Annotated in this window: 13 protein-coding genes; all 13 read right to left on the bottom strand. The window is 55.4% G+C overall.

From position 1 onward, the window contains the following. Nucleotides 1–15 precede the first annotated feature (15 nt). The 13 genes from AC16KF_RS14075 to AC16KF_RS14015 all read right to left on the bottom strand — a co-directional run bounded on the left by AC16KF_RS14075 (nt 16) and on the right by AC16KF_RS14015 (nt 13,395). Nucleotides 16–1,542, bottom strand: a complete 1,527-nt coding sequence (locus AC16KF_RS14075; RefSeq protein ID WP_484037965.1) for a complex I subunit 4 family protein — start codon at nt 1,540–1,542, stop codon at nt 16–18. A 77-nt stretch (nt 1,543–1,619) separates the two neighbouring features. Then, complete coding sequence (locus AC16KF_RS14070) at nt 1,620–3,812, bottom strand: NADH-quinone oxidoreductase subunit L (protein ID WP_484037964.1); 2,193 nt, start codon at nt 3,810–3,812, stop codon at nt 1,620–1,622. Nucleotides 3,813–3,899: 87 nt separating this feature from the next. Further along, a complete protein-coding gene (gene nuoK, locus AC16KF_RS14065) occupies nt 3,900–4,202 on the bottom strand; it encodes an NADH-quinone oxidoreductase subunit NuoK (protein WP_484037963.1) in 303 nt (100 codons plus the stop codon). Next, nucleotides 4,199–4,723, bottom strand: coding sequence for an NADH-quinone oxidoreductase subunit J (locus tag AC16KF_RS14060; RefSeq protein ID WP_484037962.1), 525 nt, complete (start codon nt 4,721–4,723; stop codon nt 4,199–4,201). The genes nuoK and AC16KF_RS14060 overlap by 4 nt, the downstream gene beginning before the upstream one ends. A gap of 70 nt (nt 4,724–4,793) precedes the next feature. Then, entirely contained in the window at nt 4,794–5,312 is a 519-nt protein-coding gene (nuoI, locus tag AC16KF_RS14055) for an NADH-quinone oxidoreductase subunit NuoI (RefSeq protein WP_484037961.1), read from the bottom strand. Then, nucleotides 5,299–6,420 (bottom strand): NADH-quinone oxidoreductase subunit NuoH, encoded by a 1,122-nt coding sequence (gene nuoH, locus AC16KF_RS14050; RefSeq protein WP_484037960.1) that lies wholly within the window; start codon nt 6,418–6,420, stop codon nt 5,299–5,301. Before nuoH ends, nuoI begins: the two co-directional genes overlap by 14 nt. Continuing rightward, nucleotides 6,417–8,867, bottom strand: a complete 2,451-nt coding sequence (nuoG, locus tag AC16KF_RS14045) for an NADH-quinone oxidoreductase subunit NuoG (RefSeq protein WP_484037959.1) — start codon at nt 8,865–8,867, stop codon at nt 6,417–6,419. The genes nuoH and nuoG overlap by 4 nt, the downstream gene beginning before the upstream one ends. Next, nucleotides 8,867–10,117 (bottom strand): NADH-quinone oxidoreductase subunit NuoF, encoded by a 1,251-nt coding sequence (nuoF, locus tag AC16KF_RS14040; RefSeq protein ID WP_484037957.1) that lies wholly within the window; start codon nt 10,115–10,117, stop codon nt 8,867–8,869. The genes nuoG and nuoF overlap by 1 nt, the downstream gene beginning before the upstream one ends. A gap of 48 nt (nt 10,118–10,165) precedes the next feature. Further along, complete coding sequence (locus tag AC16KF_RS14035) at nt 10,166–10,660, bottom strand: NADH-quinone oxidoreductase subunit NuoE family protein (protein WP_484037956.1); 495 nt, start codon at nt 10,658–10,660, stop codon at nt 10,166–10,168. A 73-nt stretch (nt 10,661–10,733) separates the two neighbouring features. Next, entirely contained in the window at nt 10,734–11,972 is a 1,239-nt protein-coding gene (nuoD, locus tag AC16KF_RS14030) for an NADH dehydrogenase (quinone) subunit D (protein WP_484037955.1), read from the bottom strand. Between the two features lie 62 nt (nt 11,973–12,034). After that, on the bottom strand, nt 12,035–12,547 hold the full coding sequence (locus tag AC16KF_RS14025; protein WP_484037954.1) for an NADH-quinone oxidoreductase subunit C: 513 nt from the start codon (nt 12,545–12,547) through the stop codon (nt 12,035–12,037). A 21-nt stretch (nt 12,548–12,568) separates the two neighbouring features. Beyond that, on the bottom strand, nt 12,569–13,051 hold the full coding sequence (locus AC16KF_RS14020; RefSeq protein ID WP_484037953.1) for an NADH-quinone oxidoreductase subunit B: 483 nt from the start codon (nt 13,049–13,051) through the stop codon (nt 12,569–12,571). Next, the gene (locus AC16KF_RS14015) at nt 13,042–13,395 is read right to left on the bottom strand and encodes an NADH-quinone oxidoreductase subunit A (protein WP_484037952.1); all 354 of its coding nucleotides are present in this window, start codon (nt 13,393–13,395) and stop codon (nt 13,042–13,044) included. Before AC16KF_RS14015 ends, AC16KF_RS14020 begins: the two co-directional genes overlap by 10 nt. Nucleotides 13,396–13,515 lie beyond the last annotated feature (120 nt).

Genomic DNA, 13,515 nt, shown 5'->3' with positions numbered 1-13,515 from the left:
ACCGATGTATGGATGTTACGGTAGCGGCAACGTCCCAACGAGATGATTGACGGCGGGCGCGATGAGGTTGAAGAACGGCGCGGGGTATAAGCCGATCCAGAAGATGAGGATCAACAGCGGAACAACGGTGACGATCTCGCGCCAGTTGAGGTCGCGGATGGCGTGCCCATGCTTCTTTGTCTCTTCGACAACTTCGCCTTGCGGACCCATGAACATTTTTTGGAACATGTACAAAATATAGATCGCCGCCATGATGACGCCAAGCGCGGAGATCGCCGCAAACCAGACGTTGCCCCAATAGAAGACTCCGTTTTGTCCCGCGCCCCATGCGCCGAGCAAAATAGTGAACTCGCCGACGAAGCCGTTGAGACCGGGCAAGCCCATCGAGGACAGCGACACGATGAGGTAGATCGCGCCGAAGACCGGCATGATCTTCCACAAGCCGCCGTACACTCGAAACTCGCGCGTGTGAGTCTGTTCGTAGACCATGCCGACGAGCAAGAACAACGCGCCCGTGCTGATACCGTGATTGATCATCTGCAAGATCGCGCCTGCGATGCCTTCGGGGTTCAACGCGAACAAGCCGAGCATCACAAAGCCCAAGTGACTCACGGACGAATACGCGACCAACTTCTTGATATCGGGCTGGGCGTACGAGACCGCCGCGCCATAGATGATCCCGATGGCGCCGAGCAGGGCGATCCACGGGGCGGCTTGGAGAGTCGCTTCGGGGAACAAGGGGATGTTGAAGCGCACGAAGCCGTAGGTTCCCAGCTTCAACAGCACGCCCGCCAAGATGACCGAGCCAGCGGTGGGCGCTTCGACGTGCGCGTCGGGCAACCACGAGTGCAGGGGCCACATCGGCACTTTGATGGCAAACGCGGCGGCGAAAGCGATGAACAACCACATTTGAATATTGGCAGGGATGCCTCCTTGCGCGATCAGGTCGGGAAGGGAGAACGTCTTGCCGTGAATGCCGAGCCACAAAATGGCGAGCAGCATCAAAATGGAACCCGCCATTGTGTACAAGAAAAATTTCAGAGCGGCGTAGATGCGGCGCGGTCCGCCCCAGATGCCGATGATGAAATACATCGGCACGAGCGTGAATTCCCAGAAGATATAAAAGAGGAACAGGTCTTGCACGAGGAACACGCCGTTCATACCGATCTCGAGCAAGAGGAAGAAGATCATGTATTCTTTGACGCGCTCTTCGACAGCCGTCCACGTGGAGAGGATCGAGATCGGGGTGAGAAGCGTGGTCAGTAAAACGAGCAGGATGCTGAGCCCGTCAATGCCGAGGAAGTATTGGATGTTCCAACCCGCCACCGTGATCCAGTCGTACCGGGCGACCAGTTGCAAGTCGGTGTTCGAGGCGTTGAAGCGTCCCAACACCCACAACGAGATGACGAACGTCACGATCGAGACGACCAGCGCCGTCCAGCGCATCGCGTTCTTGTTTCCGCTGGGGATAAAAAGCAGAATCAAAACTCCAACCAGCGGGAAGAATGTGAGAAGGGTTAGCGGTTGCAAAATAAATTCCATGTTCAATCCTTTAGGTCAAAAGTCGCAGGTTGAAAGTCGAAGGTCAAACAACGCGACTTTCGACTTTTGACCTTTGACTATTTCATGATCAAATATCCAAGAATAAGCACAACGCCCAATAAAATGGACAGCGCGTACGAGCGCACGAATCCGTTCTGGACCTTACGGAGGGTCGCCGCTAGGGACTGGGTCCACGTCCCCAAGCCGTTCGCGAAAGCGTCAATGCCTTGCTGATCGGCGTATTTGTTCAAGCCGATGAAACTGATCCAGTTATACGCGCCCATGATGACCTTCTCGTGGAACCAGTCATGCCAGAAGCGCCAGTCAATGACTTCGGCGACAAAATAGGAAAGCTTGATATACGGGTTGATGAACAAGAGGTGATAGAGTTCATCCACCCACCATTTGTTGTTCATCCCTTTGAATAAGAGACCAAGCGACGCGAGCGGATCGGTCTGACCTTTTGCGAATGGTTTTCTCGCATAGATCAGCCATGAGATCAAAATAGCGAGCAAAGCCAGAACAGTCGAAACGCCCGCCACTTGCAAATTCAACGGGAGCGATTCCACTTCGCCGAGCGTGTGTTCGAGCCAATGACCGAGATTGTGGAAACCTTCAAACGGAAGGTTGAGCGCGCCGCCTAGCACCGAAAGCGCCGCCAAAATCATCAACGGGACGGTCATCACTTTTGGGCTTTCTTCCGCGTGCGCCGCCGCTTCGTGACGCGGCTCGCCGAAGAAGACCATCCAAATTTGACGTCCCATGTAGAAGGCAGTGAAGAACGCGGCGAGGGTCAACAACCAATACGCGACCTGATTGTGCATGCTTGCATCGAGCAAAATTTCATCCTTCGACCAAAAGCCCGCAAACGGAGGGATGCCAGACAAAGCCACCATGCCAGCCATATATACCCAGAAGGTGACGGGCATGGTCTTGCGAAGCCCACCCATATTGCGCATGTCGCCGGGGTCGAATGTTTCGACACCATGCGCTTCGTCTGCGCCTTCGCTATCGCTACGGCTCCGCTCAGCGCGAGAGTCACCGTGCCCACTTTCCACTTTCGACTTTCCAATTTTCTTTTTCCCCTTGCCATGGTTATCATGATGCGCATGTTCCGCATGATGATGTCCGCGCTCCATGCCGAGGATCACCGAACCCGCCGAAAGGAACAACAACGCTTTGAAGAACGCGTGCGTCACGAGGTGGAACACACCAGCCACGTACGCGCCCATCCCGACCGCCGCAACCATGAAGCCGAGTTGCGAGATGGTTGAATATGCCAACACTTTTTTGATGTCGAATTGACCGGTGGCGATCGTGGCGGCGAAGAGCGCGGTGACTGCTCCCACCAGCGCGACGATATGCTGGGCTTCGGGAACCGATGAATACAACGGCGCCGAACGCGCGACGAGATACACGCCCGCCGTCACCATCGTCGCGGCGTGGATCAATGCCGAAACGGGCGTCGGACCCGCCATCGCGTCGGGCAACCAAACATAAAGAGGAACTTGCGCCGATTTCCCCGTCACGCCCAATAAGAAGAACAACGTGATCGCGACAATGACGCCCGGCGCAACCGTTGAAACTTGTTGGAACACTTTATCGAATTGAAGACTGCCGAATGCCCAAAAGATGATGAACGTTGCGATGAGGAAACCGAAGTCACCGACGCGGTTGGCGACGAACGCTTTAACCGCCGCATACGAATTCGACCACGAGGGTCGCGCCAGCAGATCCAGTTCGTACCAAAAGCCGACCAGCAGGAACGAACACAGCCCCACCCCCTCCCAACCGACGAACAACATCAGGTACGAGTCGCCGGTGATCAACACCATCATGGCGGCGATGAAGAGGTTGAGAAAAACGAAGAAACGGCGGAAGCGTCCCACGTCGTTTTTGAAGCGCACGTCTTCGTGCATGTACCCGATGGCGTAGATGTGGATGAGGGTCCCGACGCCCGAAACGACCAGCATCATCGTGGTGGATAACGAGTCGACGCGGAACGTCCAATCGAGGGACAGGGTTCCGATGCGGATCCACTCCGCGAGATGCCAGCGCAGCGCTTCGCCGTGCGCGCCTGAGAGAGTGACGTACAGCAGGACCGACACGACGAACGTCAACCCTGAAAAGAAACTCGCCACCGCGCCGATCATCCGCTCGCTGAGCTTGTGACCGAGGATGGTGTTGATGAGCAGACCGATGACCGGGAAAAATACCAGCCACGGGGCGAGGAATAAAAATCCTGTGTTTGCTGTTTCGCTTAAGTGCATAAAAACCTCGGAGAATAGATCGTAGAGAATTGAGAATAGAAAGCGCGCAACAAGTCTCTAATCGTCTACTCTCTAATCATCTAACCTCTATCCTTTTAATGAACTCACCTGATCCACGTCAATACTTTTCTTTGTTCTGAAAATTTCCACGATCAGCGCGAGACCCACCGCCACTTCCGCCGCGGCGACCGCAATCACGAAGAAGACCAAGATCTGTCCGCTGAAATTTTCGAACGCGCTTCCGAACGCCACGATGGCGAGGTTTGCCGCGTTCAACATCAACTCAATGGACATGAAGATGATCAGCGCGTTGCGGCGGATCAACACGCCGAGCACGCCGATAGTGAACAAAATGGCAGAAAGGATGATGTAATAATCAACAGGGATCATTGCCGCGCCTTTTTCTCTTTCTTCGTAAGGACGATCGCGCCGACCATGGCGACCAGCAATAGAATGGAGACCACTTCAAATGGAAGCAAATAATTTCTGAATAGCGCGATGCCAAGTTGTTGCAGATTCTCCGTCGCGTTGACCGCGTCGGCGGGCGGGAGGACATTCCCGACCGGGCGGGCTTTCGTCACGAGCAGGTACGCCGCTTCCGCAAAGAGGAGGATCGTCAACCCAACGGCAAGCGGTTTCTGCCACGGAAGAACTTGCGACTTCGGCAGACCTTCCGCGCCCAACAACATGATCACGAACAGAAACAACACCATGATCGCGCCCGCATAGACCGTGACCTGCGCCATGGCAATGAACGGCGCGCCGAGTAACAGATAGAACACCGCCACCGTGACGAAGTTCAACACGAGATATAACGCCGAATACACCGCGTTGCGGCTGAACAACATCCCCAGCGCGGCGGCGATGGCGGCGAGGGAGAGGACGAGGAAAAGTGCTAAATCGAGTGTCATAGTTCTCTGCAAAAGAGAATTGGGGAATTGGAGAATTTGTTTTCTTCCAATTCTCTACTCCTCTAATTCTCTAATCCTTTGGATTTTCCATCTCCGGCACCGAACGCGTGAACACGCCGGTTTCGGTCTTCTGCGGAGTCAACATGGCGGTCGCGGGGACGGGGTCGAGCAGCATATCCTTGGTGTAGATCGCCGAGCGGCGGTCGTAATACGAGAGTTCGTAGTTATCGCCCAGCGTGATCGCCTCGGTCGGGCAGGCATCTTCGCAATAACCGCAGTAGATACAGCGGAGCATGTTGATCTCGTAGGTGGAGGCATACCGCTCTCCGGGCGAGAAGCGTTTTTCATCCGTATTTTCGGAGGCTTCCACGAAGATCGCATCGGCGGGACAGGCGGCGGCGCAGAGCGAACAGCCGATACACTTTTCGAGTCCGTTCTCGTAGCGATGCAGTTCATGGCGTCCGCGGAAGCGCTTGCGGACTTCCCGCTTCTCTTCGGGATACTGGATCGTAACGGGCTTCTCGAACATGGACTTGAACGTAACCCACAGCCCGCGCACCAGCTCAACGGCGGGTTCAAGCGCGCTCATACAGTAATCTCCTCAAGGTGTAATAGATCGTCACCACCGGAACCAAACCAGCAATGACCGACGCGACCGGGATCGCCCACATCCACAGGGCGTTGCCTGTTTGGTCCGCAAGCAAAATCCCTGTGGCAGTGATGAATACGATTGCCAACGACAACGGCACCAATACCTTCCAGCCGAACGACATCAAGCGGTCATAGCGGAAGCGGGGCCAGGTGGCTCGCACCCAGATCATGGCAAACAACAGCAGAAAGATCTTGACGAACATATACACGGGTCCAAGCAGGGGATATTGATCCACACCGGGGCCTAAATACCCGCCGAAGAAAAAGACCGCCATCACCGCGCAGATCACGATCATCTTCTGGTATTCCGCCATAAAGAACAACGCGAACTTCATGCCCGAATACTCGGCATGATAGCCCGCGGTCAATTCCTGCTCCGCCTCGGGCATGTCGAACGGCGCGCGGTTCACCTCGGCAAGGGTCGCGATCCAAAAGATCAACGCGCCCACAGGCTGAAGGAACACAAACCACAATCCGTTCTGCCTCTCCACGATCTCAACCAGGCTCATCGAGTTGCCGAGCAAGATCACGGGGATCAGGGAAAGACCAAGCGCCAGTTCATACGAGATCATCTGCGCCGTCGAGCGCAAGCCGCCGAGCATCGCATACTTGCTGTTCGAAGCCCAGCCCGCCAGCACGATCCCATACACCGCGATCGCCGCAATGGACATGAAATACAACACGCCCACGTTGATATTGGTGAGATACAAATTGACCTCGCGCCCGAAGACATGGATCGAACGCCCCAGCGGAATGACCGCCGCAATCACGATCGAAGGCACCAGCGTCAAGATCGGCGCGAGAAAGAACACGAACTTATACGCTCTTGCGGGCGAGAGCTCCTCTTTGAAGACCAGCTTGATCGCGTCGGCGATCGGTTGAAGCAAACCAAACGGTCCCGCGCGATTCGGTCCCACGCGAGTTTGTATACGCGCCAGCGCGCGGCGTTCATAATAGGTAAGATACGCGAACCCGCCCAATAACGCGAAGACCCACACCAGCGATTTGATAAACCACTCGAGCCACAAAGTCCAATCGCTAATCATGCTTTCACCTTCACTGCTGCAGGCTCCTGTATGGCAAGACCCATTGAGCGCGGCACCAGCGCGATACCCTCGTCAATCGAATCGTCCAGCTTCACAACCGCCTGTCCGCTCGTTCCGTTGAAACTCACATTCACGGTCTGCCCCGCGCGCACGCCTAGTTTTTCCGCCGCGCTGGGATGCAACGACACGCTCGCTTCGCCGATCCGCTGATGCAACAACTCAGCCGTCATGACCGTCGTGCCGCGATGATACAACTTGTTGACGGGCACCGCCAGCAATTCTTTATCTTTCGGATGTGGAACCGCTTCTTTCTGGACCTTCGGGATGCTCACCTTTTCCCCGCGCGTCGCCGCCGCCGACAGATGCGCGCCCAAGCCGTGGTTATTCGCATACGTCGTGCCGCCGTAATACATGTCGCCTCGCCCGACGATGGGCAACTGCTCATGCACTTCGGCAAGTTTGGCGTAATTCAATCCCTCGAACGATTTCACCGTTTCAGCCAGCAGATCGAACACCACCGAAGCGGATGTGCCTTCGAGGATGACTCCCATGTTCCGAGCGATCTGAGCAGTGATGGCGAAATCGGGTTTCGATTCGCCGGTCACCGGCACGGCGGGATAAAAACGTTGCGCGCGTCGTTCGCCGGAAGTGAACGTCCCCTCGCGTTCGGTGAACGCTTGCGCGGGCAAAACCACATCCGCAATTTCGGTCGTCGCGGTTTCCATCACATCCTGCACCGCCACGAACGCCGCGCCTTCGAGCGCCTTCGCCAATTTCGGGTCGTCGCTCACCGGGTCCGCGCCGACGATATACACCGACTTATCCTTCAACGCCCTGGCAAGGTCCTCTTCAACGGTGAAGCCCATCTCCCACGCGCCTTGGTCGTTCGCGCGTTCCCACACGCCGATGAGTCCGTTGTTGGGTTTGCCGGTAAATCCGTTCTCGTTCAACAACTTGGCGCAGGCGGTCGCCAAACTTTGCGAACCAAGCGCGCCAACCCCTTCGCTTCCATATAAGATGACCAAGTTTTCGGATTTCAACAACGCGTCGCCTTCTTTGCTTTTCTTCGTCAGGTCGTGAACCGTTCTGGCTTCATCGCCGTATTCGTAACGGACTTTGTGCGAAGCGTATCTATCGAGTTTCGTCTCGCGCGGATTCATCACGATCAACGTCGCGCCGCGCTCTTTGGCTTGTTTGACTCTGAGATACCAGATCGGCGCTTCCTCATACAAGTCGGAGGCAACGACGAGGATGGTCGTCCCCGCGCCCATGGCTCCAAAATTCGTGCCCGCGCCCACGCCGACCAGCGACGTCAACTCGCCGCCCGCCATGTGCGAATAGAGATAGGCTTTTCCGCCCGCGTGATCGGCGAGCGTTTTCAAGTTGAACAGGTCTTCGTTCGAGAGTCTGCCCGAAGCGAGAATAACAAAATCTTTCTTATCCTTGCTGAATTTCTCAGCGGCGAGTTTCGTCGCGGCATCCCATGAAGAGCGAGCCAACTTCTTCTCTTTGCGGATGAGCGGCTTCGTTAATCGATTCTTGCTGCCCGCGTAGTGATAGGCGAAGCGGCCCTTATCGCAGATCCAAATTTCGTTCACTTCTTCGTTCTGCCGCGGCATCACGCGCTTGACGACAATCTCGCCGTCTGTTCGGGCTTCGCGGCGGGTGTTCAAGGTGGTGTTGCATCCCACCGGGCATTGCGCGCAGATCGAAGGGGAAGCCGCCAGTTCCCATGGTCGGGCGCCGAAGCGGAAGTCTACAGTGGTCAACGCTCCCACAGGACAAATATCCGTAGTGTTGCCGGAGAAAACCGAATCAAACCCGGGCTCCGAACGAGAAACGATCTGCATCGAGCGCTCGCGCTTGTCGAATTCGAGAACCGCGTCCCCGGCGATCTCGTCTTGAAAACGGATGCAACGCGCGCATTGGATGCATCGCTCCTGGTCCAAGAAGATCAACTCGCCGAGCGGTTTTTGCTTGGCAAGGTGCCTCTTCTCATCGTATATGAAGCGGCTTTTGCCGGGACCGTGCGTCAGGGTGAGGTCTTGCAGGGCGCACTCGCCGCCTTTGTCGCACACCGGGCAATCGAGCGGATGCGAGGTGAGCAAAAATTCAAGGATGCCGTTCTTGGCTTCGGCAACCTTTGCCGACTGCGTGACCACAACCAAACCCTCTTCGACCTTGTTCGTGCAAGCCGTTTCCAGCTTAGGCATGAACTGGATCTTCGGCGCGCCGTTTTCCATCACAAATTGCCCTGTGGCGCGGTCGCGCATGGGGCGGCCGAGTTCCACGAGACACATGCGGCACATGCCGGCGGGTTCAAGTTTGGGATGATGGCAAAAGACGGGAATGTCTACGCCTGCAAGTTTTGCCGCGTCGACAACCGAGGTTCCTTCTTGAACCGTGACTTGTGTTCCATCTATGGTAAGAGTGACTAGTTTACTCATTATGCTTTTACCGCATTATCGAAATCTTTTCTAAATCGTTCGATGCCGGAGACCACCGCCATCGTGGAGAATTCACCCAGCGCGCACAGGCATTTGCCTTGCATCTGTTTCGCCACGTTGAGGAGCAAGTCCACATCCGCTTTGACCGCCTGGCCACTGTGGATGCGTTCAGTGAGATGAGACATCCAATAGGTGCCTTCGCGGCAGGGCGTGCATTTGCCGCACGATTCGTGCTGGAAAAAGTGGACGGTCTTGTTGACGAGCCAGTCCATCGAGACGGTATCGTCAACGATGATGACAGAAGCCGACCCAAGTTCCGATTTCAGTTTACGCACTTCCAGGTAATCCATGGGCGTATCGAGAAGCGCATCGTCATCCACAAGGATCAACGACGAGGAGGCGCCGGCCGGCATGATCGCCCTGACCTTGCGCGAGTCTTGCACGCCGCCGCCGTGTGTGTAGATCAATTCACGGAAGGTTGTGCCAAGCGGCAACTCATAATTGCCGGGTTTGCGCACGCGGCCCGAGAGTGAAAAGATTTTTACGCCCGGAGCGTCTGCCGTGCCCATGGTCTTGTACCACTCCGCGCCGTTCGTCATGATCATCGGCACGTTGGTAAATGTTTCGACGTTGTTGATGATGGTCGGCTTGTTGTACAGACCCACCGCCGGCGGGAACGGAGGACGTACGCGCGGCTGTCCGCGTTTGCCTTCGAGCGATTCAAGCAGAGCGGTCTCTTCGCCGCAGATGTACGCGCCCGCGCCGAGGTGAGTGTAGATGCGCAGCGAATATTCGGTGCCGAAGAGTTTGTCGCCCAGATAGCCATCTTCTTCCAATTCGGCGATCTTTGCGTCGAGCGACTCAGCGATCTCCCAAAACTCGCCGCGCAGGTAAATGTACGCCGCGTTCGCGCCGACCGCGTAAGCGCCGATCATCAACCCTTCCAAGAACTGGAACGGATTGCCTTCCATGATCTCGCGGTCTTTGAATGTGCCAGGCTCGGACTCGTCCGCGTTGGCAACGATGTAATGAGGCCAGTTCTTGCTATCAATGAACGACCACTTCATACCCGTCGGGAAGCCCGCGCCGCCGCGTCCGCGCAGACCGGAGTTCTTGACCACATCGGTCACTTCGTTCGGCTTCATCTTTGTGACCGCGTTCTTGAACGCGGCAAGTCCGCCGTTCTTTTTGTAGACGGAAAGTTGGTTGATGTCGGGTACTTCGCGGTGACGTAAAAGAATGTGTGTCATAATTAGGTAGTTGGATAGTTTGGTAGTTTAGTGTTGGACGAAGGTACTTTACGCAGTACTCTTCCTCAACCCTTCCACCAACTCAAGAGTCTTCTCAACGGTCATATTCTCGTGATACTTGATGCCCTCCGGTCCCTGCGTTTGGAACATGGGAGCTTTGTCGCATGCGGCGAGACAGGTCACTGCTTCGATCGTGACGGCGCCATCGGACGTGGTCTCGCCGACCTTGATGCCGAGATTGCCGCACAGATCGTCCATGAATTTGTCCGCGCCGCGCAAGGCGCAGGGCAGGTCGGTGCAGACTTGGATGCGGTGTTTGCCTTCTTTTTGCTCGTGATACAAGGTGTAAAAACCGACGACTCCCGCAACTTCCGTCTCGGTGATGTCGAGCATCGCGGCAATATCCTGCATCGCGGCTTTGTTGATGTAGCCTTCCTCGCGCTGGGCAAGGAAGAGCAAGGGCATCAACGCCGAGCGCTTGCCCTCCGGCGGGTACTTGGAAAGGATTTGCTTGACTTCTTTTGGATATTTCTTTGAAAGCATAATGTCTCACACTCGTCTTTGAACCGCGAAGAGCGTAAAGATTTTTATCTTCGCGCTCTTCGCGGTGAGAATATTATCGGTCAATGTCTCCTAGCACGATGTCGATCGAAGCAAGGATCGCCACCAGGTCGGCGACAAGATGTCCTTGCGTAATTTTGTTGATGACAGACAAGTTATCGAACGAAGGCGTGCGCATGTGCACGCGATGCGGTTTGGGTCCGCCGTTGCCTTCGAGATAGACGCCCAACTCGCCGCGCGGCGATTCGACCGCGCTGTAGATCGAATTCTTCGGCGCGGGGAAGCCCTCCGTCCAAAATTTGAAGTGATGGATCAGCGCTTCCATGCTCACGCCGATCTCGGCGCGCGGCGGCGGAACAAATTTACGGTTATCGCTGAGCACAGGCTGACCCGGTAATTTCTTCAACTTCTCCAGTCCCTGCTCGACGATCTTCAACGATTCGCGGAACTCTTCAATGTGGACGATATAACGAGCGAACGTGTCGCCCTCGGTGCGGACGGGGACGTTGAACTCGTATTGTTCATATCCGATGTATGGGCGGGCTTTGCGCAAATCCCAGTTTACGCCGGAGGCGCGGAGCGTGGGACCCGTAACGCCGTGCGAAAGGGCGGTCTTTCCGTCGAGGATGCCGATACCAACCAAACGGTCGAGAAGAATCGGGTTCTTCGTCAACAGCGCTTCGTATTCATCCACGCGCGCGGGGAAGATCTTGATGAAGTTCCGAACGGCAGAATCAAATTCCACTGGTACATCGCGCCACACGCCGCCGGGGCGGAAGTACGTGGTCATCATGCGTTGACCCGAACACAGTTCGAGAATGTCCATGATATATTCGCGCTCGCGGAAGCAATACAGGAACATGGACATCGCCGCGAGATCGAGACCGAACGCGCCCATAAAAACGAGGTGCGATGCGATGCGCTGTAACTCGGTGATGATCACGCGGATCACCTGCGCGCGCTCGGGCACGTCGAGCCCAACCAATTTTTCAACCGCCATGCAATAAGCGAGGTTGTTGCCCGTTGTGTTCATATAATCGAGGCGGTCGGTCATCACTTCGGCTTTGAGGAACGTCTTGGATTCCATGTTCTTCTCGACACCGGTGTGCAAATAACCGATATCGGGAATCGCGTTGACGATCGTCTCGCCGTCGAGCTCGAGCAACAAGCGTAACACGCCGTGCGTAGACGGGTGTTGCGGTCCCATGTTCAACAACATGGTCTCGCCCGTCAGCGCGCGCTCGGATACGAGATGCTTGTATTGTTCGTAACCTACTTCTTCGATCTGTGCCATCGTAGACCTTTTTTGTAGTGGCGATTGAAATCGCCAAATTGCCGACTTAAGTCGGCACTACGTTATTCTTTCGCGTAAATCTTCTTCAAGTCAATATCGTCGTAATTGAACGTGAACTGCGGCTCTTCATAACCCAGCGGGAAATCTTTGCGAAGCGGATGATCCTCCATCCCTTCGGGGGTCAAAATTCTGCGCGGGTCGGGATGCCCCTCGAACACGATGCCAAACATATCGAAGACTTCGCGCTCGCGCCAATTGGCGACATCATACACGCGCGTCGCTGTCGGGACTTTGAGCTGGTCGCTGTTGACTGCGACTCTTAACTGCAACGTGATATTTTGCGCCAGCGATGATAGTTGATAGATCACATGAAAGCGGGGAGTCTGTTGCGGGTAATAATCCGTCGCAGTAAGCGCGGAGAGCAGTTCGAATTCATATGTATCGCGCAGGAGGGTCAGCGCATCCACGATCTGTTCCGCTTTGACGAAGACGTGCGCTTCGCCCCGGAACTCTTCGACGGAAGAACCGAACTGCTCCTGTAACGCCTGAACGACTTTTTCGAGTTTCTTTTCCATTCCGAACTCCGTAACACCGACTTAAGCCGGTGTTACAAACTTATCAGCCTTCACTTTTTCGTACAACGTCACGATGCCATGGATCAACGCCTCAGGGCGCGGAGGGCAGCCCGCCACGTACACATCCACAGGGATGATCTCATCCACGCCTTGCAGGATCGCGTAATTGTTGAACACGCCTCCACAGGAAGCGCAGTCCCCCATCGCGATTGCCCACTTCGGTTCGGGCATCTGGTCGTACAAGCGGCGGACCACAGGCGCCATCTTGCGCGAGACTCGTCCCGCCACGATCATCAGGTCCGATTGACGCGGGCTGGCGCGCATCAGTTCCATGCCGAAACGGCTCATGTCGTAATGAGAAGCCTGCGCCGCCATCATCTCGATCGCGCAGCATGCGAGACCGAACAGCATGGGCCACATCGCGTTCGTGCGCGACCAGTTGACGAGTTCTTCCAATTTTGTAGTGACGATCCCCATGTCGCCGAGTTTTTGTTCTACTCCCATTCAAGGGCTCCTTTCTTCCACGCGTACACAAACCCCACCAACAAGATTACGATAAAAATGATCATTTCGATCAAACCGAATAGCCCCAACTGACGGAACACGATCGCCCACGGCAAAAAGAAAACGACTTCGATATCGAACAGGATGAACAAGACCGCGATCAAATAAAAACGGACGGGCATGCGGCGCGTCCCTTCACCGTAGGGAGTCATGCCCGATTCATACGGCATGGATTTAGACGCAGACGGTTTCTTCGGTCCGAATAAATTCCCCAAGCCAATAGCGATCAAGGCGACGAGAGTCGCCAATACGATCATCAATGCGATTGCTACGTATTCCAGCATTATGTATCCTCAAAACGCCCATAAAAGGACGATCTTTGTAAGGTTCGCGACAGTATAACATAAGAGTTTTGAAAGTGCCACTTTTCACAAGGCGGGGACAAAAAATAAGGGCAGGTTTGT

This window comes from Candidatus Defluviilinea gracilis (genome assembly GCF_057138825.1).
Note: the sequence above shows the minus strand (reverse complement) of the source record. Positions and strands in the feature narration are given on the sequence as shown.